This window comes from Mesorhizobium sp. B2-3-15, from assembly GCF_006442875.1.
In the GTDB taxonomy this organism is placed as follows: domain Bacteria; phylum Pseudomonadota; class Alphaproteobacteria; order Rhizobiales; family Rhizobiaceae; genus Mesorhizobium; species Mesorhizobium australicum.
In genome coordinates this window covers 40,399-63,003 of the sequence record NZ_VFVO01000022.1, presented here as the reverse complement: position 1 = coordinate 63,003, position 22,605 = coordinate 40,399, and the positions used below count along the sequence as shown (strand labels likewise).

At 63.1% G+C, this 22,605-nt stretch carries 22 protein-coding genes, 2 pseudogenes and 1 riboswitch; of the genes and pseudogenes, 1 reads left to right on the top strand and 23 read right to left on the bottom strand.

The window, feature by feature from the left end; translation table 11 throughout:
- Nucleotides 1-6: 6 nt before the first annotated feature.
- From FJ954_RS30910 to FJ954_RS30855, 12 genes are all read right to left on the bottom strand, one after another.
- Nucleotides 7-1,089 carry a fatty acid desaturase family protein gene (locus FJ954_RS30910; RefSeq protein ID WP_140620674.1) on the bottom strand — a complete coding sequence of 361 codons (1,083 nt, stop codon included), beginning with the start codon at nucleotides 1,087-1,089 and terminating at the stop codon, nucleotides 7-9.
- Nucleotides 1,090-1,174: 85 nt separating this feature from the next.
- Nucleotides 1,175-2,356: an aldose 1-epimerase family protein gene (locus tag FJ954_RS30905; protein ID WP_140665847.1), complete on the bottom strand. Its 1,182-nt coding sequence runs from the start codon at nucleotides 2,354-2,356 to the stop codon at nucleotides 1,175-1,177.
- A 10-nt stretch (nucleotides 2,357-2,366) separates the two neighbouring features.
- On the bottom strand, nucleotides 2,367-3,149 hold the full coding sequence (locus tag FJ954_RS30900; RefSeq protein ID WP_015317076.1) for an ATP-binding cassette domain-containing protein: 783 nt from the start codon (nucleotides 3,147-3,149) through the stop codon (nucleotides 2,367-2,369).
- A gap of 2 nt (nucleotides 3,150-3,151) precedes the next feature.
- Nucleotides 3,152-4,171, bottom strand: coding sequence for an ABC transporter permease (locus FJ954_RS30895; RefSeq protein ID WP_140665844.1), 1,020 nt, complete (start codon nucleotides 4,169-4,171; stop codon nucleotides 3,152-3,154).
- A gap of 44 nt (nucleotides 4,172-4,215) precedes the next feature.
- Nucleotides 4,216-5,160: a substrate-binding domain-containing protein gene (locus tag FJ954_RS30890; RefSeq protein WP_140620622.1), complete on the bottom strand. Its 945-nt coding sequence runs from the start codon at nucleotides 5,158-5,160 to the stop codon at nucleotides 4,216-4,218.
- 55 nt (nucleotides 5,161-5,215) lie between these two features.
- A complete protein-coding gene (locus tag FJ954_RS30885) occupies nucleotides 5,216-6,130 on the bottom strand; it encodes a sugar phosphate isomerase/epimerase (protein ID WP_015317073.1) in 915 nt (304 codons plus the stop codon).
- A gap of 43 nt (nucleotides 6,131-6,173) precedes the next feature.
- Nucleotides 6,174-7,271 (bottom strand): Gfo/Idh/MocA family oxidoreductase, encoded by a 1,098-nt coding sequence (locus tag FJ954_RS30880; RefSeq protein ID WP_015317072.1) that lies wholly within the window; start codon nucleotides 7,269-7,271, stop codon nucleotides 6,174-6,176.
- Between the two features lie 36 nt (nucleotides 7,272-7,307).
- Nucleotides 7,308-8,378, bottom strand: a complete 1,071-nt coding sequence (locus FJ954_RS30875; RefSeq protein ID WP_140665841.1) for an ABC transporter ATP-binding protein — start codon at nucleotides 8,376-8,378, stop codon at nucleotides 7,308-7,310.
- A 3-nt stretch (nucleotides 8,379-8,381) separates the two neighbouring features.
- Nucleotides 8,382-9,473 (bottom strand): ABC transporter ATP-binding protein, encoded by a 1,092-nt coding sequence (locus tag FJ954_RS30870; RefSeq protein WP_015317070.1) that lies wholly within the window; start codon nucleotides 9,471-9,473, stop codon nucleotides 8,382-8,384.
- Nucleotides 9,470-10,429: a sugar ABC transporter permease gene (locus tag FJ954_RS30865; protein ID WP_140665838.1), complete on the bottom strand. Its 960-nt coding sequence runs from the start codon at nucleotides 10,427-10,429 to the stop codon at nucleotides 9,470-9,472. Before FJ954_RS30865 ends, FJ954_RS30870 begins: the two co-directional genes overlap by 4 nt.
- On the bottom strand, nucleotides 10,426-11,286 hold the full coding sequence (locus FJ954_RS30860) for a carbohydrate ABC transporter permease (RefSeq protein ID WP_015317068.1): 861 nt from the start codon (nucleotides 11,284-11,286) through the stop codon (nucleotides 10,426-10,428). The genes FJ954_RS30865 and FJ954_RS30860 overlap by 4 nt, the downstream gene beginning before the upstream one ends.
- 73 nt (nucleotides 11,287-11,359) lie before the next feature.
- Nucleotides 11,360-12,973, bottom strand: coding sequence for an extracellular solute-binding protein (locus FJ954_RS30855; RefSeq protein ID WP_140665836.1), 1,614 nt, complete (start codon nucleotides 12,971-12,973; stop codon nucleotides 11,360-11,362).
- 355 nt (nucleotides 12,974-13,328) lie between these two features.
- On the opposite strand from FJ954_RS30855, the gene FJ954_RS30850 reads away from it, so the two are divergent.
- Nucleotides 13,329-14,357: a LacI family DNA-binding transcriptional regulator gene (locus tag FJ954_RS30850; RefSeq protein WP_140665834.1), complete on the top strand. Its 1,029-nt coding sequence runs from the start codon at nucleotides 13,329-13,331 to the stop codon at nucleotides 14,355-14,357.
- 156 nt (nucleotides 14,358-14,513) lie between these two features.
- Here FJ954_RS30850 and FJ954_RS30845 read toward each other — a convergent pair whose 3' ends face one another.
- The 11 genes and pseudogenes from FJ954_RS30845 to FJ954_RS30795 form a co-directional block, all read right to left on the bottom strand.
- Entirely contained in the window at nucleotides 14,514-14,960 is a 447-nt protein-coding gene (locus tag FJ954_RS30845; protein ID WP_140665831.1) for a DUF126 domain-containing protein, read from the bottom strand.
- On the bottom strand, nucleotides 14,957-16,207 hold the full coding sequence (locus tag FJ954_RS30840; RefSeq protein WP_140665828.1) for an aconitase X: 1,251 nt from the start codon (nucleotides 16,205-16,207) through the stop codon (nucleotides 14,957-14,959). Before FJ954_RS30840 ends, FJ954_RS30845 begins: the two co-directional genes overlap by 4 nt.
- Before the next feature lie 77 nt (nucleotides 16,208-16,284).
- Nucleotides 16,285-16,401, bottom strand: a pseudogene (locus FJ954_RS32405) (spermidine/putrescine ABC transporter ATP-binding protein); the annotation flags it as partial.
- A gap of 57 nt (nucleotides 16,402-16,458) precedes the next feature.
- Nucleotides 16,459-16,627 (bottom strand): annotated as a pseudogene (locus FJ954_RS32400) (ABC transporter permease); the annotation flags it as partial.
- Nucleotides 16,628-16,864: 237 nt separating this feature from the next.
- On the bottom strand, nucleotides 16,865-17,029 hold the full coding sequence (locus FJ954_RS30825) for a DUF3309 family protein (RefSeq protein WP_023769518.1): 165 nt from the start codon (nucleotides 17,027-17,029) through the stop codon (nucleotides 16,865-16,867).
- Nucleotides 17,030-17,259: 230 nt separating this feature from the next.
- Complete coding sequence (locus FJ954_RS30820) at nucleotides 17,260-17,904, bottom strand: hypothetical protein (RefSeq protein WP_015317055.1); 645 nt, start codon at nucleotides 17,902-17,904, stop codon at nucleotides 17,260-17,262.
- 405 nt (nucleotides 17,905-18,309) lie between these two features.
- Nucleotides 18,310-18,996, bottom strand: coding sequence for an isoprenylcysteine carboxylmethyltransferase family protein (locus FJ954_RS30815; protein WP_224531680.1), 687 nt, complete (start codon nucleotides 18,994-18,996; stop codon nucleotides 18,310-18,312).
- 204 nt (nucleotides 18,997-19,200) lie between these two features.
- Entirely contained in the window at nucleotides 19,201-20,217 is a 1,017-nt protein-coding gene (locus tag FJ954_RS30810; RefSeq protein WP_015317053.1) for an ABC transporter substrate-binding protein, read from the bottom strand.
- Nucleotides 20,210-20,977: an ABC transporter ATP-binding protein gene (locus FJ954_RS30805; protein ID WP_140665825.1), complete on the bottom strand. Its 768-nt coding sequence runs from the start codon at nucleotides 20,975-20,977 to the stop codon at nucleotides 20,210-20,212. Before FJ954_RS30805 ends, FJ954_RS30810 begins: the two co-directional genes overlap by 8 nt.
- Entirely contained in the window at nucleotides 20,974-21,837 is an 864-nt protein-coding gene (locus FJ954_RS30800) for an ABC transporter permease (RefSeq protein ID WP_181171275.1), read from the bottom strand. Before FJ954_RS30800 ends, FJ954_RS30805 begins: the two co-directional genes overlap by 4 nt.
- Nucleotides 21,800-22,408 carry a YkoF family thiamine/hydroxymethylpyrimidine-binding protein gene (locus FJ954_RS30795; RefSeq protein ID WP_140665822.1) on the bottom strand — a complete coding sequence of 203 codons (609 nt, stop codon included), beginning with the start codon at nucleotides 22,406-22,408 and terminating at the stop codon, nucleotides 21,800-21,802. The genes FJ954_RS30800 and FJ954_RS30795 overlap by 38 nt, the downstream gene beginning before the upstream one ends.
- A riboswitch (TPP riboswitch) is annotated at nucleotides 22,399-22,512 on the bottom strand. Its footprint overlaps the gene before it by 10 nt.
- Nucleotides 22,513-22,605: the final 93 nt, after the last annotated feature.

Here is a 22,605-nt window from a genome sequence, read left to right as displayed (position 1 = left end):
CGATCGCTACTCGGCCGCCGCCGACATATCGACCTCGTGGAACTCACCGCGATAGGGCCTGGCCGTCGGCGGCAGTTCGCGCTTAAGGTAATAGTCCTCGTATTTCAGCTGCCTGAGCAGGACCGGCCAGACCTCGCGGTAGGCGTGCCACATGGACGGATTGGGCTTCGGCAGATCGTGCTTGATCAGTTCATGCAGCCTGGGCAGCGCGTGATACGGCACCATCGGGAACATGTGGTGCTCCACATGGTAATTCATGTTCCAGTAGATGAACCGGCTGATCGGGTTCATGTAGACGGTGCGCGTGTTCAGCCGATGGTCGACGACATTGTCGGCGAGCCCGATATGCTGCAGCAGGCCAGTCGTCACCATGTGCCAGGTGCCGTAGAGGCGCGGCAGGCCGATCAGCACCAGCGGTATCCATGACCTCAGCGCGATCGCGAGGGCGATCGTCGCCACATAGATCGCGACATGCCAGCGGGCCGCGACCACGGCCTTATGCTGTTCCATCTCGGGGATATAGCTCTTCTCTTCGTCGGACAGCGTCCCGAATGCCTGCCGCACCAGCGTCGGCAGCGAATAGCGAAAGTCGAGAATGCCGGTGAAGGCGAGCGCCGCCTTCAACAGGTCCGGCGGACGCATGACCGCGATCTCGGCGTCGCGGCCGACGATGATGGTGTCGGTGTGGTGGCGGGCATGGCTCCAGCGCCATTGCACGGGATTGCGCATCAGCATGAACGAGGCGATGTGGTAGACGACATCATTCATCCAGCGCGTGCGAAAAGCCGTGCCATGGCCGCATTCGTGCCAGCGTGAGTCGCTCGACGAGCCGTAGAGCACGCCATAGACGAACAGGAACGGCACCACCCACCACGAACCCCAGAACAGGACGATACCCACGGCCGAGCCCAGGATCGCGACAATCCAGATGATGGTGTCGCGGATCGCCGGGCCGTCGGAACGCTGCATCAACTCCTTCATCGCCTTGCGCGGCACGTCGGTGTGGTACCACTCGGCCGAGGCAAGCCCGGTCTCGATCGCTGCCCTGGTGCTTTCGCCGACCAGGCTGTAGTCGCGCTTTTTCGCCATCGTCGTCAAATTGGCCTCCAATCGTCGCGCAGCGCTGGCAATCCGGTCCGCCGGCCGGAGGGCTTGCTTTGAATAAATGTCGCGCTCATGTCCTGCCGGCCAGTCTTGGAAAATTTTCTGAAGGCTGAGGATAATCCTGCTCGGGCTGCCGGGCGATATCCGCGATCCTGGCTTCGGCGCCAGCGATTTCCTCCTTGCCGTCGAGGACGCGGAACACCGCGTCGTAGGCCCGGCTTTCGCCATGCTCCAGCCAGATCATCTCACCGCGCTCGCGGGCAGCGAGATCGCCGAGCACATGGTGGGTCGATGGCTCTATCCCCAGCGCGTACTGCCCGGCCTGGAAATTCTGCCATTGGTAGGCACACGGCAACTGGTCCTTGCGGGTCGCCACTTCGAAGCCGAGACCGAGCCGGTCGTTGACGACGGCCACCGGAACCTCGCCATGGGCGTCGGCGGCCATTTCGTGCTGCCAGACCTGCTCCCTGAAGTGCCGTTGCGGTGCCGGCGCCGTGCGATAGCCGACACTCTGCGCCTCGTAGCGCTCGCCGGCATGGCTGGCCCAGACGACGTCGCGGATCGGCGCCAGATAACGGGAGCCTTCGTCGAGCAAGGGATGGCTGACATTGACATGGTAGAAATACATATGCGGGGTGCGGTTGAAGCCGTGGTTGACGACATGGTCCGAAAGCCGGATCTCGTTACCCCCGACATCGGCTTCGATGCGGCGAGTGAGATGCAGATCCTCGCCAAACACCGCCGACTGCTGCACGATGCCTTCTGCCCACAGCACGCAGCGGTCGCCCTCCCAGCGCTCGCCATAGCCGGTCAGCCGCGCCGGGATGGTACCGACACGACCATGCAGCGAATGAAGCACCGTCTTCTTCCCCGGATAGTTGTAGCTCTCGGCCGGCACTTCTTCCCGCCCCAGAATGTGGTCGAGGCCGCAGGTGACGAGCAGGCCCGAGAAGGACCGCGCCCAGGCCAGCCCCGCTTCCCCTTCATAGTCGTGCAAGCCCGGATGGCGAAAGCCGCTCGGCGAATGCCAGCCGATCGCCTGGCCCTTGAAGTCGCAATCGGCGATGTCGAGCGCCCGGTCGACGAGCGCGGTGAAGCGCAGGCCCGAGCCGGTGCGGAATTCGAGCATGCGGATGCCGCGCTCCAACCCGTCGCCGAGCGTCATCAGCCGCACGCCCGCGAATTGCGACAGCTGGCCTGACCGCTCGGCCACTTGCCGGCGCGACAGCGTCTTGCCGTAAAGCTCTACCATGCGACGCCCTTCACTTTGCCCTCGCCTCCTTGAGCAAGGCCGACATGTCGGCGCCGGTGATGATGCTTTCCACGGTCAGGAGGTCGGTGTCGGCGACCGTCTGTTCGGCGACGATCTCGCCGCGCCGCATCACGACGATGCGGTCGGCGACCTGGAAGACATGGTGGATGTTGTGGGTGATGAGCAGCACCGAATGGCCGGCGTCGCGTACCTCCTTGACGAAACGCAGCACACCGTGGGTTTCCTCGACGCCGAGATTGTTGGTCGGCTCGTCGAGAATGATCACCTTGGCGGCGAACTGCATGGCGCGCGAGATGGCGATCGACTGCCGCTCGCCGCCCGACAGCGTCGAGACCAGCGCATCAGCGTCGAGTTTCTTCGAGATGCCGACGCGCTTGAGGAGTTCGGAAGCGGCTTTGCGCAGCTTCGCGAGATCGAGCGGCGCGAACACGCCGAGCCAGCCGAAGTTGACCGGCTCGCGGCCGAGGAAAAGATTGCGCGCGATGCTGAGATCAGGCGCCAGTGAGGTGTCCTGATGGATGGTCTCGATGCCGAGGTCCATCGCATCCCGAGTCGAGCGGATCGAAACCTTTTCGCCGCGTACAAAGATGTCGCCACGATCGACAGGGAAGACACCCGAGATCGCCTTGATCAGCGTCGATTTTCCGGCGCCGTTGTCGCCCAGCAGAGCCACCACCTCGCCTTCCCGCAGTGTCAGCGAGGCGTTCTTCAGCGCGCGCACGCTGCCGAAGGACTTTTGCAGCTTCTGCAGCCGAAGTACTTCTTGCACCATCGTCAGCCCCTTGCGGCGTTCTTCTGCAGCAAAGCGTGCAGGATGAGCATGGCGAGGATGATGAGGCCGACAAAGATGTTGTAGGCGAGCCCCGGCACGCCGATCAGTACGATGCCGTTGCGGATGGCGCGCAGCATCAGCGCGCCGACGATGGTGCCGAGGATGGTGCCTCGTCCGCCGGTCAGCGCCGTGCCGCCCACCACCACCATGGCGATCACTTCCAGCTCATAGCCGGTGCCGGCCACCGGTGACGCGGCCGAGATGCGGAAGGCACTGATCATGCCAGCAAGGCCGGCCAGCACCGAAGTCGCGATGAACAGCCAGATCTTGACCGTATCGGCCGGCACGCCGCGCGCCACCGCCGCGTTGCGATTGGAGCCGATGGCACTGATCCAGTTGCCGAGCTTGGCGTAGCGCAGGATGTAGATGGCAAACAGCGAGAGGCCGATGAACCACCACAGCGAGGTGTAGAAGCGGAACGAGCCGATGTTGAAGCTGCCGGCGAGCAGCGTCACGAAGAAGCCCGGCTGGTCCCAGGATTTCAGCGGAAAGCCTTGCGTAATGTAAAGCGCTGCCCCGCGCACGACGAGCAACATCGACAGCGTCACCAGGAAGGAGGAGATGCCGATCTTGGTGACGATCAGCCCGTTGATCGCGCCGATCGCGATACAAAGCAGCAGCCCGGCCAGAAGCGCGACACCTATATCCACCCCGCCATTTTGCACCAGCAGCATCACCACCACCGGCGCCAGCCCAAACACCGCGCCGACGGAAAGATCGAATTCGCCTGCCGTCAAAAGCAGCGTCATGCCGAGTGCGATGATGCCGAGCTCGGGCAGGAACGCCATCATGTTGGAGATGTTGAGCGACGACAGGAAATTGGCGTCGGCGACCGCGAATACCGCCAGCAAAATGAGGAGGATGACGAAGGAGGAGAATTGCGGCGAGCGCAGCAGGCGCGATCTGCGTTTCACCCCCGGCACTTCGTCTTCTGCGGCAATTGTCATGACTGCTTGAACCATGCTTGAAAAGACGCCCGCCGCTTTTCCGGCGGGCGCTGTTTTTCTCATTTCTTGTCGTAAAGCTTCAGAATCGGGTCGACGCTGGAGGCGTCGTAGAGACCGAAAGTGTGGATGTCGTAGCCGATCGGCTCGCCTGACGCGGCAAGCCCGAGCAGCGCCACCGGCATGAAGCCTTGCGCAGAGGGATATTGCCAGGCGGCGGCATTGACGAAGCCGTCCTTGACGGCTTGTGCCGTCTCCTTCGAATTGCCCCAGCCGACGACGGGGATCTTGCCCGCCGGCACGCCGGCGCCATCGAACACGCGCTTGACGCTGGCGGCGACGGAATCGCCGAGCGCGATGATCGCCGGCGGATTGTTGGCGACCATGTAGTCGGTCATCTTGGCGATGATGCCAGCCGGATCGGTGCCGCAATCGACCACGTCATATTTGATCCCCAAGGGATCGAAAACGCTGGCGATGCCCTCGGTCTCGAGCTGCTGGTAACTGGCGCCGGGAACCTCGACCGGCAGGAAAACCTTGTCGCCCTGCTTCACCATCTTGTGGTCGACCAGATATTTGGCCCAGATGACACCCGCTTCTTTCAGGTCCGCGCCGACATAGGCCTGCCGCCCTGTCGCCGGATCGTCGGTGTTGAAGAACACGATCGGGATGCCAGCCGCCTTGGCTGCTTTCACCTCCTCCGTCCACAGGCCCGGCTGCGCGGACGTGGTGGCGATGCCGTCGGGCTTGGCGGCAAGCGCCGAGTTGAAGGCTTCCTTCTGCGCCGCCATGTCGCCGCCGCTGAAGGAAATCTTGCAGGTTACCTTGAGCTGGTCGCAGGCCTTGGTCGCACCGGCGTTCCAGTCGATCCAGAACGCATCCGACGGACCGCCATGCGACAAGAGATAGAAGGTCTTCTGGCCGTCCTGCGCCTGCGCCGCCGTGCCAAGGGCGACGCCGGCGAGCACTGTCGCGGCGGCCGCCAATTTCAATGCGAATTTCAACATTCTTTCCTCCCTTGTTTGAAGCCGCGCCGCCGTGCACTGGTGGCGCGGCTAGCCGTCACAGGCCGTTGGCGCGGAATTTCCCGTCGAGGAATGTCTTGGCGCGCGGCACGTCGTCTTCCGACAGATGCTCGATGATCACCGGTATGTTCGGATGCTTTTCGGCCAGCCGCTGGAGGTAGAGGTCGTAGTTCAGCGAGCCAAGGCCGGGCGCCGGCAGTTCGATTTCGCCAACCCCGCGGAACGTATGGCTTTCCATCGCGTCGGCATCGCCGATGTCGGCGTGCTTCTCCGACTTGTCATCGCCTGAGCGCTTGACGTCCTTGGCATGCGCTATTCTGATCTTGTCGGTCAGCGTGTCGAACACCTGGTTCAGGATCTGGTCCATCCGGTCGATGTTGTGCGTCTCGAAATAATTGGTCGGGTCCATCAGCAGGCCAAGGCCTGGATGGTCGACCTGCGCGAACATCTTCACCGTCTCCTCGACCGAGCCGACGACGTTGTTGACATAGGTTTCGAGCAGGAAGACCGCGCCATGGTCGTAAGCCGTCTGGGCAAGATCGGCGATGACCTTGCGGCATTCCTCAAAACCTTCCTCGGTCTTGTTCTTGGGGTGATGCACCCAGTCGGATTCGGTGTTGTAGGTGCCGGTCTCCGAGATCACGTAAGGGCTGCCGAACTCGCGCGCATTGCGGATGATCTCCTTGAGATAACCGACGCGCTTGTCGCGCTCCGCCTTGTCGGGATGGATGATGTTGGTGTAGCCCGACACGCAGCAGACCGGCAGGTTGTGGTCGCGGAAGACGTCGCGCACCTTCCTGGCCTTGTCCTTGGTGATCTGCCCAGCCGACAGGTCGACATCCCTGAAGTGCAGGTCGAGCTGCACCGTGTTGAAACCGAGCCCGCGGATCTTCTTTGCCGTCTCTTCGAGGCCGTACGGGAAATAGCCCGTGAAAATACCTGCCTGCATCATGATCTTGAATTCCTCCCTGTAAGCGATTCAGTTGTCTGCGATTTCAGTTAGTTGCGTTTGTGGAGATTTCGGAAAGCTTGACCGTGCGGCCCGATGCCATCGAGCGATAGCCCGCTTCGACCAGCGCCATGGTCTTGACGTTGTCGGCAACGGTGAGCGCCGGCGGCGTACCGGTCTTCACGGCGTGCTGCAGCTGCTCCATGACGCCGATGAAGGCATGCGGGAACCACATCGTCTCCCAGCTTGGAGTTACCCACTCGCCGCCGGTCGTTTCGGCCGAAGCATAGGTCAGCGTCGAAGCAGCACCGGTCGGCCAGCCGATCGTGCCCTTGGCGACCCCCTTGGTGCCGTCGACGCGCCAGTTGATGTGCTGGTCGTCCTTGTAGCCCTGCTGGCGCGGACCGGACCACACATCCTCCAGCGAGACAGCGAGCACGCCGGACGGGAATTTCAGCGTCGATACGGTGATGCCGTCGGAATGGTCGAATGTCGTGCGCGGATCCTTGCGCGTCAGCGTCGTGATCTCATCGGGATCGCCGAACAGGAAGCGCAGCACGTCAAGGTGGTGCACGCTCATATTGGCAAGCGTCAGCCGGTCGTAACCCTGAAGGAAGGTCTGCCAGTGCGGAATGGCGTGCATGTCGATCTGCGCGAAGACGATGTCTCCGAGCGCGCCACTGTCGATGAGCTGCTTCAACACGCGCATCGACTGGTCGTAGCGCATGTTCTGGTTGACCGAGAGTATCTTGCCGGCCTTCGCCGCCTCGTCGCGCAACTTGACGGCTTCCTCGACCGACAGCGCCAGCGGCTTCTGAGCCAGGATCGCCTTGATGTGGTTCTGCTTCAGCGCATGGCGGATCAGCGCCGGCTGCTGGTCCGGCGGAAACGCGAGGTCGATGATCTCGACATCTGCATCCTCGATCAGCTGTTCCGGGGTGTCGTGGACGGTCGGGATACCCCAACGGTCGGCGACCTTTTGCGCATTCGCCTTGGTACGCGAGGCGATCGCCACGACCGGAAAGCCAGCGTCCTTATAGGCGGCCAGATGGCATTCGGCCATGATCATGCCGGCGCCGACGCAGCCGATCCGATATTCCTTCGTGCGGACCTTCACATCCGGCTCGAAGCCCTTGCCTGTCATGCCTTCCTCCCCAAAATCCTGTCCTTGCGGCCGCGTTCATCTTGCCAACGCGCCTCCGCCCTGTCCGAAATAATGCACGCGCGCCGGCTCGCAGGATATCGCCACCATCGCGTCGGGCCTGATGTCAGGCTGGCCGCGCAGCAAAGCCTTCAGCCGCGCTTGCCCGGCGGCGAGTGTCACCACGGTATAGCCGCCAAGCGGCTCGACCTCGAACACCCGCGCCGGGCGGCCGGGGCTCTCCTTCTCGGTGTCGCTCCAGGGCCTGACCTTGATATCCTCCGGCCTCAGCCCGATCTCGACGGCGTCGGCCGGAGCCGTGCGATCGGCGATGCTGATCGCGCCTTCGGCGGCCTCGATGCCGCCCTCGCCTTGAACGGATTTGAGGATGTTCATGACAGGCGACCCCAGCAGCCGCGCCACGTAGGTGCTGGCCGGGCGATCATAGATCTCGGCCGGCGCGCCGATCTGCCGGATCCTTCCGCTTTCCAGTATGGCCATGCGGTCGGCGATCGACATCGCCTCTTCCTGGTCGTGCGTGACATAGATCAGCGTCTTGCCGAGCTCACGCTGGATGCGCTTCAGTTCGACGCGCGTTTCCTCGCGCAGCCGCGCGTCGAGCGCCGAGATCGGATCGTCCATCAGATAGGCGTTGGGGTCGCGCACCAGGGCGCGGGCGATCGCCACCCGCTGCCGCTCGCCGCCCGAAAGCAGTGCCGGCGGCTTGTGCAGGATATGGCCGATATGCAGCTTGGCCGCGACATCGGCGACGCGCCGTTTGATATCGACCTCGGCGACCCGGCGCTCGACCAGCGGGAAACGGACATTGTCGAGCGCGCTCATATGCGGGAACAGCGCCAAGTTCTGGAACACCATGGCGACATTGCGCTTTGCTGGCGACACCGTGTTGACGGGCTTGCCGCCGATGAGGATTTCGCCGGCATCCGGCGTCTCCAGCCCGAGCACCAGGCGCAGGATTGTCGACTTGCCCGACAGCGGCGGCCCGAAGAAGCAGAAGAACTCGTTGTCGTTGACAGTGAACGAGGCGTCGTCGACGGCGAGCATCGTGCTGTAGCGTTTCGTGACATTGCGGAAGACGATGTCGGCCATGGCTCAACCCGCTCTCATCGCAAGGCCGCTAACGGCGTCGAAGACCCGCACTGACGACGCCGCGGGTGCGACGACCGCGGTTTGCCCTATCGACAGCCCGACATCATTGTCGAAGACCGCTTTCACGGCGCCGTCGCCCTGGCCGAGGTGAACGATGGTGCGCGCGCCGATGCGCTCGACGAAAGTGACAGGCATGGCAAGCCCGCGTCCATTCTCCGCCAGGGCCACCTGTTCCGGCCGAAAGCCGTAGAGCACCTCGTCGCGTGCGCCACGCATGGCCGCCGCCAGCTCGTCGGGTAATGGCGGCGTGATGCCCAGCGCCCCGAGATCGACGACCAGACCCCGGTCGCTCTCCGCAGGTCGGCCCTTGAGCAGGTTCATGCCCGGCGCGCCGATGAAGCGGGCGACGAAGACATTGGCCGGATTGTTGTAGACCTCGAGCGGCGTGCCGACCTGCTGCAGCACGCCGTGGTCCATGACCGCGATACGGTCGGCCATGGTCATGGCTTCCAGCTGGTCGTGCGTGACGTAGACCATGGTCTGCTTGAACTGGCGCTGCAGCTGTTTCAGCTCGGTGCGCATCACCGCGCGGAAGGCGGCGTCGACATTGGACAGCGGCTCGTCGAGCAGGAAGATCGCCGGCTCCATGATTGCCGAGCGGCCGATCGCCACGCGCTGCAGTATGTTGACCGACAGCCGGTCGGCCTTGCGGTCGAGCAGCGGCGTCAGTTGCAGCAGCTCGGCAATCGTGCCGACGCGACGATCGATCTCGACCGTGGCGGCGCCACGCATCCTTGGCCCGTAGGCAAGGTTCTGGCGCACCGTCATATGGGTGAAGATCGCGTAGTTCTGGAACACGAAGCCAACGCCGCGCCGGCCCATCGGCACGCCGGCCATGTCGCGCTCGCCAAACAGGATCTTGCCGCTGGTCGGCTCTTCCATTCCGGCAATCATGTTCATCGTCGTCGACTTGCCGCAGCCTGAAGGCCCCAGCAGAGCCATGAACTCGCCATCGGCGATATCGAGGTCCATGGTCTTCAGCGCCGTGAAGTCGCCGAATGTCTTGGTGAGGTGCTTGAGCTGGATCGTGCTCATGCCGCCACCTGCCTTGCCCGGGCCATGCGCTTCATGGCGAACACGGCGACGATGGAGAGCACGACCAGGATGGCGAGCGCGATCGCCGCCACATAGCCCCAGATCAGATCCTGCGTGGTGACCTTGTAGATGTAGACGGAGATCGTTTCGGTGGCGACGCCGGGGCCGCCGCCGGTCATGATGTACAGCGTGTCGAAGATCTTGAAGTTCTCGATCACCCTTATCGCCAGCGCGATGATGATGATCGTCTTCATCTTCGGCAGCACGATGGTGGTAAAGCGCTGCCAGGGATTGGCGCCGAGCAGCGTTGCCGCCTTGATCTGGTCCTCCGGCACTCCGACCAGGCCGGCCAGCAGGATCAGGAACATCAGCGGCGTCCACTGCCAGATGTCGGCGATCATCACCGCGATCAGCGCCAGTGTCGGATCCGACAGCCAGGCAATGGTGACTTGCGTGCCCGTGATTGCCGACAGGATGTCGTTCACCGGGCCGCCGGACTGGAACAGCATGAAGAACATGTAGCCGGCCACCGCCGGCACCACCATCATCGGCATCAGGAGGACCGAATAGAAGATGCGCTTGCCCGGAAAATCGTCGGCGAACAGCGTCGCCAGCGCCAAGCCTAACAGGAACTCGGCCGGCACGCAGACGACCATCACGATGACCGTGCGCTTCAGCGCACTCCAGAAGCGCGCGTCGGCGGCAAGGTCGGTGTAGTTGGCGAAGCTGTTCCACATCTCCCAGGCGTTCCACCAGCCGAGGCCCGAGAGTGGCGACCAGTCGGTGACGCTGATGTAGAGCTGCATCAAGAGTGGAAAGGCCGAGATGAACAGCACCAGGATCTGCGCCGGCAAGGTCAGGCGAGAGCCCAGCCGCATGCCTTCGTCGCGCAGCGCCGGCTTTGCGCGGGCCGCGTCCATCTCACCCTCCGAAATCGTCGCAACCACCGCGCTCATTGCTTGAGCGCTCCGAAAGTCAGCCCGCGCACCAGATGGCGCTGGATGGCGATGCCCATGATGACCGGCGGCACCGCCGCGATCAGCCCGAGTGCGGCCTTGGCGCCATAGAGCTGGCCGGTCATCGACGAGGACAGCGAGGCCATGTAGACGGGGATCGTCACCCATTCGCGCGTCGTCAGAAGCAGCGCGATCAGATAGTCCGACCAGTTGAGGATGAAGACGAACAGCGCAGCACTCGCCAATGGCGCGCGCATCATCGGCAGCGTGATGCGGGTGAAGACGCGCAGCCGCGAGCAGCCCTCGACCAAGGCGGCCTCCTCGATCTCGCGCGGCATGTCGTCGAAGAAGGTCTTCATCAGCCAGAAAGCGAACGGCAGCGTGACGATGCCGTAGATCAGCGCCAGCCCCCACCAGCTGTCGGTGAAATTCAGGAAGGCCCACATAATCATGACGGGGATCATGACGGCCATCGGCGGAAACAGCCTGAGCTGGATCAGCGCCAGCGGCAGGTTCTGGCCGGAGCCGAAGCGCGACAGGCCATAGGCGGCGGCGGTGCCCGCCGACATGGCGATCGCGGTGCCGAATACCGCCGACAGAAGCGACGATAGGATCGGCTTCAGCGCGGTGCGGTCGAGCGCGACGATCAGATTGTTGGTGGACTCGCCGAACACGAACTGGAAATTGCTGAGCGTCGGGTTCTTCGGCCACCATGTCAGGTCCGCTCCCGTCGCCGACCATTCGGCGATCGGCTTGAAGGCCATCGACACCATCCACAGGATCGGCACCAGCGTGACGGCCATCGCCGCGAGGATCGCGGCGTAGCGGAATATCTCGAAGGGGACGGAACGCTTCATCTGGCTGCTTTTGCTGGTGGCGCCGGGGAAGAGCGGATGCTCCTCCCCTCCGGCTTTGATCCAGGGAGATGGATCAGCTGATCGGATCGAGAACGGTCGGCCATGCCTCCTTGTTGGTCCTGATGGCTTCGAGCAATTTGTCCTCGCCAATGCGCCGGGCGATCTTCTTCCACTCGGCTTCCGTGTCGGCCATCGCCTGCTCCGACGTCTTGGCCTTGGTCAGCGAAGCCATCAGGTTTTCGTCCAGCGCATTGTGGAAGGCGGTGGCGCCGGGATAGTTGATGGTCGGCACCGTACGGGCGACCGTCTCGCGCACCACGTCCATGTGGTAGGCGTGGTAGGTCTGGCGCACCAGCGGATCGGAAAAGTCCGAAAGCCGGAACGGATCGAGATAGCCGCCGGGGTTGGCGCTCATCCAGGCATAGATGCGGGCCGAGCCCAGCCATTGCAGCAGGAGATAGGCGACCTCCTGGTTTTTCGACTGCGACGAGACCATGCCGGTCAGCGAGAACCACAACACGGAGCGGCTGATGAGTTTGCCGTCGATCTCGCGGCCGGGCGGCAGCATCGTGCCGATCTTGCCGGTGACCTTGGAGTCCTTGTTGCTGGCATTGTCGAGGAATTTCGGCAGGTTGGAGAACGCACAGGTCATCGCCGCGCCCCCCTTGGCGAAATTGCCGTACTGCTCCGGCCAGCCCCACGAGATCGCGTCCGGCGAATGATGGACCAGCGATTCGACATATTCGTTGGTGGCGGCGATGCCATGCTCGGAATTGATCAGCGGCTTGCCGTCGTCGCCGAACAGGAACTGGTTGGGCGAGGCCATCGACACATAGCGCTGGTACCAGTTGGTATAGCCCCAGCCCTGGTTGCGCAGGTCGGTGGAGCCGAACAGGCCCTTGTCCGGACGCTGGAAGAAGGCGGCGATATCGCCGTGCTGCTTCCAGGTTTTCGGCGGCGCCAGATCGTAGCCGTATTTGTCCTTGAAGGCCTTCTTCTCGGCTTCGTCACCAAACAGATCGGTCCGATAGACCCAGGTTTGGAAGTCGCCGTCCAACGACACGCCATAGTTGGAGCCGCGATATTTGTTGAGCAGCGATACACCCTTGGCGCCGTCGACATAGCCGGTCTTGGGATCGTCCCATTCGGGTTTGTACTGGGCGACGAAGTCGTCGAGCTTGGCGATGCCGCCGGTCTCGGCGAGATCGCCAAGGCGATTCCACTCGGTCGAATAGATGTCGTAGGCCCCACCCTTGGTGGAGATGTCCTGCATGGTTTTGGTGAATTCCTGGCCGTTCGGCAGACCGACGATCTCGATCGGGATCCCGGTTTCCTTTTCCCACAGCTCCTTGATCGACGGCGCCCCGGCCGGAAAAGGCTGGGTGAGCTGGCCGATCGAGCCGTCCGACAGGCCAAGCACGATCTTGGCCGGCGCCTTGCCGGCGCCCTTCAAAGCCTTGGCGGCCTCGATGGCGCGGCCCTCCGGTGTGTCGGGACCGTATTGATAGCGTTCGGCTCCGTCGAAGCCCGTCGGGCCGCCGATCATGCCAGGCGCGAGCGCATCGGCCGCGAAGGCGCGGCCGGGACGAATGAATTGCGGAGCGATACCTGCGGCGGCCACGAACACCGCCGCCTTTCCTCCGGACGCCAGCAACCGGCGCCGCGAGATGCGGATCAAATCAGACATTGGAATTCCTCCCTCAGGCCCAATGTTTCCTCCACGAGCCCATGAGGGATATTGACGGCAGGATCAGAAGGCTGTCAACATCATTAATAATCAAAATACATCACAACATCGCATAGAGTGAGGAAATGCGTCATACCAGGGTTCATAGACCCCTCCGAATGCGCCGATTTGATGGGAAATGTGATCTCCCTTTCCGACGCGATCGTGCCGGACGAGTTGATTTAGCTTGGCGGCTTGCGCATCGGCCAAGGCCGGATACATCATTTCCCATCAGAATCGCGGATCGCGGGGCGTTGGGCGCAATCAGCCGCCAGCCGGCACTGCGTCATCCCTGATGCATTGAGGAGATGAGACGGTGCGTTCCACCCTGACCGACATAGCCCGGGAAGCCGGCGTCTCCGCCGCCACCGTCGACCGCGTGCTCAACAATCGCCCCGGCGTGCGGGCGCGCACACGCGAGATCGTGCTCGAAATGGCGCAGCGCCTCGGCTACATCGCCGAAGGCCCGAACGGGGCTCCGCCCAGGCCGGTGCCCGGCGAGGTCATCCGGCTCGACTTCGCGCTGCCGGCCGGCACCAATTCCTTCATCAAGATGCTGCACCGCCACATCGAGGCACAAGCCCTGGCGCGCGCCGATCTCGACGTCCATATCGCCACCATAGAGGGCTTCAATCCCGACCGGCTCGCCCGCCTGCTGCAGGATTTGCGCGGCCAGACGCAAGGCGTCGGTGTCATCGCGCTCGACCATCCGACGGTGCGCGAGGCGATCCGCTCGCTATCGGCCAACGACGTCAAGGTGGTGACCATCGCCTCCGACATCCTGCATGTGCCAAGGGTTGCCTATATCGGCATCGACAACCGCGCCGCCGGGCGGCTGGCCGGCTATCTGCTCAACCGTTTCATGGGACCGGGGCGCCCCGGCAAGGTGGCGCTGTTTGCAGGCTCGCTGTCCTATCGTGGCCACGAGGAACGCGAGATGGGCTTCCGGCACATATTGACCGAGGAATCCCCCAATCTGGAGATCGTCGAGATGCGCGAAATGCTCGACGACCGCGAAAAGGCCTATTCGGAGGCGTCAGCCCTTCTGGAACGCCACCCCGACCTTGCCGCGATCTACAATGTCGGCGCCGGCAACACCGGCATAGCGCGTGCGCTGAAGGAACGCGGCCGTGCGCAATCCATGGTTTTCCTCGGCCACGAGGCGACGGACGGCACCAAGGAACTGCTGCTCGACGGCACGCTCGACGCCGTCATCGACCAGAACCCGCGCGTCGAAGCCCGTGAGGCGCTCAACATCCTGACCCACGCCGTCCGGGGCCTCCCCTATGAATTGCACCAGCCGAGGCTGCAGGTGATCTTCAAGGAGAACATCCCGGAGATTTGAGGCGCGCGCAGCACTTGGCTCGGCACGCACAAAACAAGGATTTAGGCGGTGTCGGTTAGATCATTTGGAGTAATGACAGGCCTGATCGGCCGGTAGGTTGGCGCGTCCTAGAGGCAGGCGGCAGCCGGATGCAGCGCTCACCCTATCAGCGCGTGCTCATTTCCTGACCTTGCGGACAATCGCCCCGCCATCACCGCCCACATCGATCGCGATCCGCTCGCCGGAAACAATGCCCCCAATGTCGCAAACCACCAGCGGCATGCTGATCGCGTAGAGGAACTCGGCGACGATGGCGCCAACGGCAAGGATCGGGTCCGGCCGTTCCAGAAGAATGCCGGCCGGCGCCGTGCCCCTGCGGATTGCCTCGGCCAAGACAGAGGAAGAAGACGAGGACCCTCGCCCGCTCGGCATGACCAGTATCTTGCCGGAGACATTCTGGCCAAGGCCTGGGTGCGAATGATCCGTTATGTCGCCGGTCTCGGCGTCTATGCCGCCCCAGAAGCTGAGCGGTTGCGAGAACACCAGCGCCTCGCCCTCGGCGGCACCGGCCAGTTGGAGTGTGCCGGCTCTTTCAACGACCTTCACTTCAATCGACCGCGTCATGAGCCGCTCCGCACGACGTGCCCTGCGGCGGCGGAGCGGATGCAATCCTTCATTTCGGCGAAGGCGACGGTCACGCCGATATTGCCCGGCGCATAATGCGCCCATTTGCCGGAATTGGTCATCACCACGCCGTCGAGACGCTCGAGAATCGAGGTGACATAGGTGCAGGTGTCAGCGACCGGGACCAGGCCGAACGCCTCCATGCCAGCCAATGCCCCCTCCTCCTGCAATTGTGTCAGCGTCGCGCGGCCGGTGTTGACATAGATCGGGATGCCCCTGCCCGGCGCCACCGCACGCAGCAGCGGCAACAGGCGCATCCATTCCTGGTGGGAAAAGTGCGGCGTGCCCAGTGACACGGCTGAAAGCAGCGCGCCGTCGGGCACTCCAGACAGTCTGGCCAGCGCATGGTCGATATCGGCGCGGCTGATGCGGATCGTCTCTTCCGGCGCATGGCCATGGAACGCCTCGTCGAGCGTCCGCGCTTCCGGCGTGATCGCGACCGCATGGAACAGCGCCACCGCGCCGGTCGTTGCCGCCGCCGCGCCCAGCGCCTTCAACTGGTCCTCGTCGCGCGGTTGCGGCAGACCGACGATCACAGGAATGCGGTCCCCACTGGCTTGCCCGATGATCAGCCCGACGCCGACGAACAGGCTGTCGCTCGGCTCCCCGTCGGCAACATCCAGCTCGAACAGGATGCGGCCGCGCCGGTTCTCGCTGAGATGCAGGCCCCAGCCCGGTGCGCGACCCGTCATGGCACAGCACAGGTCGATGAAATCGCCATAGCGGTTGGTGCGAGCGCCGATCACCGAATTGGCGAAAACGATGGCATTGGACTCGCCCCAGGCGATCTGCTGGCCGAATTCAGGCCGGAACCGCGTCTGGTAGGGGGCACAGGTGAATGTGGCCTGGCAGCCAAGTTCCAGATGCGCCGTCATCAACCGCCGCGCCGGCATCTCTTCAGCCGCCGGCATCTTGACCATGCCGGGATGAATAAGGTCGAACGACCCGACATTGAGCGTCGTCGGCACCCGGACACGTCCGCTTCCCTCGACCAGCCGCTCGACGAAATCGAGCCCTGCCTTGCCGTGATAGAGACAGCCATCGATATGGGCGCCTGAGATGTCGAGCAGGCTGCCGGCCCCAACCGCGTTCGAGAAGGCGACGAGGATTTTCATGGCGGCGGCCGCGGCTGGGCCTTGCTCGCCATCGAGCATGGATTGGTCGCGGGCCGTCAGGTCAAGCGTCATCAAGGTGCTCCGGGCTTAACTTGGGCCCGGCTATGCGTTCCTCATTGTCAGCGGTCTGGCAAGAGCCGAAACGACGATCAGCCCGCCGCCGCAATCAGCACTGTGCTCTCCGGCGACCAGCGCAGCACCACATCCTGACCTTCCACCAGCCTGTCGGCGCCAGTATTTTGGACGATGACTTTCAACGTCTGGCCGGCGCAGCCGCGAGGCCGAGCGAGCGCCCGGCTTCGATCAGCGAGTCGTCGATAGCCCGTCACCTCGAGGCCGAGGCGGAGTGAAGCCGGCAGCAGCGTCAGATAGAGATTCTGCGAGAAGAAGGCGGCGTAATTGCCCAGCGTGAACGCCCACGGCTTTCCCGTCAGCGGCAGGTCGGTCATGACGGAGAAAAAAGACCGTGGCCGAGAGCGGCAGAAAGACCGAAGGCAATCGCTTTGCAGAAGAACGAAAGCCCGCTCCGGGAACCGGGGCGGGCCTTGGAGGAGGATGAAGGGGTGGGACCCTCTCCTCTTGTTTCCACGGGGGGTGTGGACCGCAATCACCATACAGCCGTCCTGCGGGGCGCATGATCACAAGCCGGCCTGCTTCCATCACATTCCAGTGCACGCCGGCGCGGGTTCGCTCACGGGACCGCGACGCCGGCGACACAAGAGGAGCCGGCTAGATGCGTCCCAGGACGACAAGGATGATGACGATGATCAACACAAGTCCGAGACCGCCACCGCCATAGTAACCGGTTCCGTAGAACGGGCCACCGCCCAGACCGCTGAAGCCGCCGAGCAGCGCGAGGATTAGAATAATGATAAGTATCGTTCCGAGACCCATGGCCTTCCCTGCTCCTGAATGCGCGCTTTCGCGCTGGTTCAACATCGCGCCATTTCGGATGTCGCAAGGTATGAACGTTTTAGAGGGGCTGGCGTTCCGCTGGACTATTGCGGCTACGGAACACACAGCCCGCAACGCAGAAAGCCCGCCTGGACGGCGGGCTTACCAACCGGCCGGAGGCCAGGAGAGTGCGGTCAGGCCTACGGCTGGTTCCGCAACCTCCCTCAGCCTCAGCGGCGTGCGATCAGCAGGCAGAGCTGCCGCAAGTCGCGGTCATAGGTCCCTTCGCTGCTGAGGACATCGACGCAGCGCTTCTTCATGCGCGTCACCTGCGAGCTTGACATCTGGGCCACGACACCAGGAACGTTGGGGTGATTGGGATTGGATGGGTTGTTCGGGTTGGACGGATTGCTGGGATTGGTGCCGTTGCCGATGCCCGCGCCGACACCAATGCCACCGGCGCCGCCAACACTGGCGCCAAGCCCCGCATTGATGCCACCCGTTCCGCCAACATTGGCACCGAGCCCGGCGTTGATGCCGCCCGAACCACCGATATTGGCGCCGGCTCCTGCATTGACGCCATTGCTGCCGCCGACCGACGCGCCGAGCCCGGCGCTGACGCCCCTCGAGCCGCCGACATTGGCGCCGGCTCCGGCATTGACGCCACCGCTGCCGCCGACCGAGGCACCGACGCCGGCATTGATGCCGCCACCGCCGCCGACCGAGGCGCCGACACCGGCATTGACACCGCCGCTACCGCCAACCGAGGCGCCGACACCGACGCCAAGACCTGCTGCGTTTGCTGGCACGGACAGAACCAAGACTATTGCACTACCCGCCAACACACTGGCGACTGTCTTGATGGTAAAGGCCATAACACTCTCCTGTTGTCGTTGCGCTAGGCAGTCGGCATGCAGCCGATTGCGATGGCAACTACGTCGAAGAGAGTTTTGAGTTTCAATTCACGCTATACATGTGAGCGGCATGGTATTAACTGTCGAAACAAGAAAGCGGTAATGATAATAAAAATATAATATACTTGTAGAAAATATCTAATGGCAGACGTTTGCAATGTCTATATTTTGAGAAGTTTACGAGAAAAAACGATTTAGAGCCAGCTGTTGGAGAGCCGATGATTTGGTGCCAGGCTGCTTGCTACCGAACAGCCAGGATACAGCACCTCACCTGCGGAGCAGTTCCGGACCACTAGCCGCTAAGGAGCCCTGTTGGCCAACTCTGGATCAAACAGGACCGGCCACTCTCGCGTGACAGTCTGGCCTTCAGAATATCCGGTAAAACAGCCTATAGCGCACGCGCTCCATATAAGAGCGGTACTCCGGTTCCGCGGCAAGCAAGGCCTCCTCGCGCAGAATGCGGTACACCTGCAGATAGGTGATAACCGCATAGACGGCGAGATTGTAGAAGGAAAAGGCCGACAGCAGGTAAAGGACATGGCCGGTAAGGTAACCGGCATAGATCGGATGCCGCACCAGGCGGTAGGCGCCGCCGGTCATCACGCCGCGATTGGCGGGCAGGATGGCAAAGGAACGACCCAGCGACAGCTTTCCCCAGATGACGAACCACAGTGCCAGGAACTGCAGCGGCGCGGCGACATAGATGGGGATGATGGGGATGCCCGGTTCCATGGTGATCAAGGCGACACCAAAACTGGCGGTCACCGAAGCGACTACCGCAAGCGGGCTCCAGTCACGCGTCACCGGCCGCCGCGATAGCAGCAGCCAGGTAAAGGTGAGCGTCTCGGAGACCGCCACGAGCGCGATATTGAACCGGGTGGGATCCTGCACGAAGTGATACACGCCCCGGTACACAAACAGCGCGGCGCATGCGAGCGCACAAATGCGAAAGAAGCCTTCGCGCAAGTCGGCCAGGATCTCGCGCTTGCGCGCTTCGGATATCATCCCGCCCTGGTTGACGCGCGGAAGCGTTTCGCTTTTTGGTGCAAGCAAGGCAAGAACCCCGATCATCCCTCGGAGGGACCTTTGCACGCAACCATTGCTGTGCGGTTAACCGAGAAGATCATATCGGCATCAGAAACGGCGACGGCGCCGCCGAAAGAGACACAAGGCACGGCCGTGCAGATTGTCTCCGCTTCGAGGATCGCCAGGAATGGGTTTCGCCCGAGTTGATCCTCTCCTTAAGGGATTGGCCAGCTACCCCAGAAATGCGTTGCTGAAATACCTGGCGAAATCCGGGCTCTGCGGCAGAACCTTACCGTCGGCGTCGCGCAGAATGCCGGCGGCGAAGAGGTAGTTGCCGATCGCTTCCATCTTGGCAGGGTCCAACGTCCCGATGGCACCATTTTGCCCGCGTAGATAATTGCCCTCGAGCAGTGCCTTCAGCGAGGCGTGGACCAAGGCCGGATTCGTCAGGGCATCCTTGTTGGCGGCTATCAGCAGCGTGGCGGCCTCCCCTGGATGATCGACGGCGAATTGGTAACCGCGCCGCGTTGCCTGGATGAAGGATGACGACAATTCGGGGTTCGCCTGGAGATACGCTTCGCTCGAAGAGATAAGCGTGGTGTGCTCATCGGGGACGCCATGGTCGGCATAGACGAAACTGCGCTGCTTAACGCCCCTGAGTTCGGCTTCGACGCCCTCCCAGGTCGACACTTCCAGCGTGAAGTCGACCGAACCGTTGGCCAGCGCCTCGTAGGCGGAAGTGCCCAGCGTCACCGTCTCGAAATCGCCCTTGCCGCCGTCGTGACGGATGATGGTCGAGATCAGCGCGGTCTCCCAGGCGCTGCCGAAACCGCCATAGGTCAGGCCATCCAGATCTTTCGGGCTTTTGATTTCGCTGCGCGCGGCATTGAACACCAGCCGGCCTGTCTCGGACTGCACGACGGCATAGACGCCCTTCAGATCGGCCCCCGCGGTCTTCTGGGTGAACAGGCTGATGGTGCCGTTGATCCCGAAATCGGCGACATGGTTGGCGACAAGCGTGCCGGCACCGGTATCGCTGTAGGGCAGGATGTCGACCTCGATGCCGGCTTCCCGATAAAATCCCTTATCGCGGGCGACGAACAGGCCGATGTGGTTGGTGTTGACCGTCCAGTCGAGGGCGACTGTGACCGTCCGCGTTGCCGCGAAGGAACGGCTCGATCCGGTGATCAGCGGTACGCTGCCGGCAAGGGTGAGCAGCAGGGCTTGCCTGCGCGTCAAGTCAATCATGGTCATGTCCTTTGGATGGCTGGGGGTTGAGCAAAATGTCGAGAATCTCGGCCTCGAGTGCCCCGGCCCGCCGCGTGGCCGCGCTGGCGGAATCGCGCGGGCGCGGCAGCGGCACCTTGATCTCACGCACGACCCGGGCAGGCCGCGCGGACAGCACATAGATGCGGTCGGACAGGAACAGGGCTTCGCGCACGTCATGAGTGATCAGCAACGCCGTCCAGTGGTGGTGCCGCCACATCTGTTCGAGCCAGCGCTGCAGGGCCGCACGGGTCAGTGCGTCGAGCGCGCCGAACGGCTCGTCGAGCAGCAACATATCGCGTTCCTGCACCACGGTACGTAAAAGCGCCGTGCGCTGGCGCATGCCGCCCGAGATCTGCGCTGGAAAGTGCCACTCGAAGCCGGCAAGGCCGAATTCGGCAAACAGCGGAGCCACACGCTTCCGTGCCGCCTTGCGGCTGACGCCTTGCACCTCGAGTCCGAGCGTGGTGTTGTCGAGGATGCGCCGCCACGGCATCAGCGCGTCGCGCTGCGGCATGAAGGCGAAATGCCTGCCGTGATCGTCGAGCGGCACGCCGTCGAAGAACATCTCACCCTCGCCATGCTCGGCGCCGGTCAGAAGCTGGAACAGCGTCGACTTGCCGGCTCCCGAAGGTCCAAGGATCGAGACGAATTCGCCGGCATCGACACGAAGCGAAATGTCGGCGAGCACATCGAGCCCGCCAAACGCCTTGCGAACATGCCGCAATTCGAGCCGGCTCATGCTTCTGGACCTTTTCCAGGGCCTTGCCTGCCAGCAGCTCGTTCCCAGGGCATGGCAAGACGCTGCAGCAGCATCGTCAGCCCGAACAGGACAAGGGTGAGCGCTGCGCTGACGCAGACGGCGGCGAGCACCAGGTCGGGACGGAAATTGTTCTTGGCGTTGAGCATGTAGATGCCCAGCCCTTTGGCCGCGCCCGCATATTCGGCGAAAATGGCGCCGACGACGGCATAGGTGATGGATATCCTGAGGCCAGCGAAGAAATAAGGCAGCGCCGAAGGCAATCGTGCCAGCATGAAGACACGCCAACGCCCTGCTCCCATGGCACGCAGCATCTGACCGATCTCCACCTCGGTAGCCTCGTAGCCCTGCACCAGCGCGACCAGCATCGGGAAGAAGGTGACCAGCGCCACCAGCATGATCTTGGGCGTCAGCCCGAAGCCGAACCACAGCACCACCAATGGCGCGATGGCGACCAGCGGCAAAGTCTGGCTGACTATGAAGATGGGAAACAGCGCTCGCCGCAAAGGCTGGAAGAAGTCGACCAGCATCGACAGGGCGAAGGCGGCACTGAGCGAACAGGCAAAACCGATCAGCGTGGCGCGGACCGTGGGAATGGCGTTGTCGACCAAGGCTTCCCGATTGAGCATCGCCTGTTCGAAGACGCGCGAGGGCGCCGGCAGAACCGTCGGCTTAATGCCGGAAATGTTTGCGTACAGTTCCCAGGCCACGAGCACCAAACCGATCGATATCACGGCCGGCGCTGTTTTTGCGAAGAAGCCCGCGACGTTACGCGGGTTGAATGACGATGAGACCACGAGCGGTTCAGACGGCGGTGGGACTGTTGGCCGAGACCGTGACATCGAGGGTTACATGGCCGGCGCCGGGCCCGAAGCGGCAGAAGGCTTCATCGAGGGCAGAGAAGATCGCGCCGGCATCGCCGCGCAGCTTGGTGCAGAAATTCTTGGAGCGATCGTAGACGCCGGACTGCTTCAGGAAATCTATGCAGCCATAGATTTCGTCCATGTGGTCGTCAGTGCCCATCACATAGAGCGAGAACTGCGCCGCCGCCGGCTGGCCAGTGGCCGGCGCGCCGCGCACCGCGGTGATGGCGGCTTGCTTGCGCGGGCCGAGTGGCCCGGCAGGTCCGCCGAACGTGTCGGAGCGGCAGATCAGGTCATCCGGCTCGCCTGGGCAGCCACGCGAAATGGTGGCTGACAGCACGCAATGCCTGCCGCTGCCAGACACGGCCACGAAAAGGTCGCGCAGCGCAGGGAATAACACCTCGGGGGGCCCGACCAGCAAGGTCGAAATGTCGTCGGTCTCGATCCTGAGCTTATCGCGGTACGGATCGAGCGCGCCGAGCGCGCCCAGAATGATGTCGACGAAATCGTCGGCCATTGGATATAGGGAAACCTGTGCGCCTGAAAACATCGCCCGCCTCGCTCCGCTGGTATTACCCAGATCAGCTTCTAGGGTCTGTGGGCTTGCCGCCCCCGTCTCAGCCCCGACCGTACGGAGCACCCCTGTGGATAGGCGCGTTAAAGCATCATTAGGACGGTTGGGAAAGCTGTTTTTTGGCAAGCCGCGCCAAAGCATTGCCCGAGCTCCAGGACAATTGGGCATCGCCG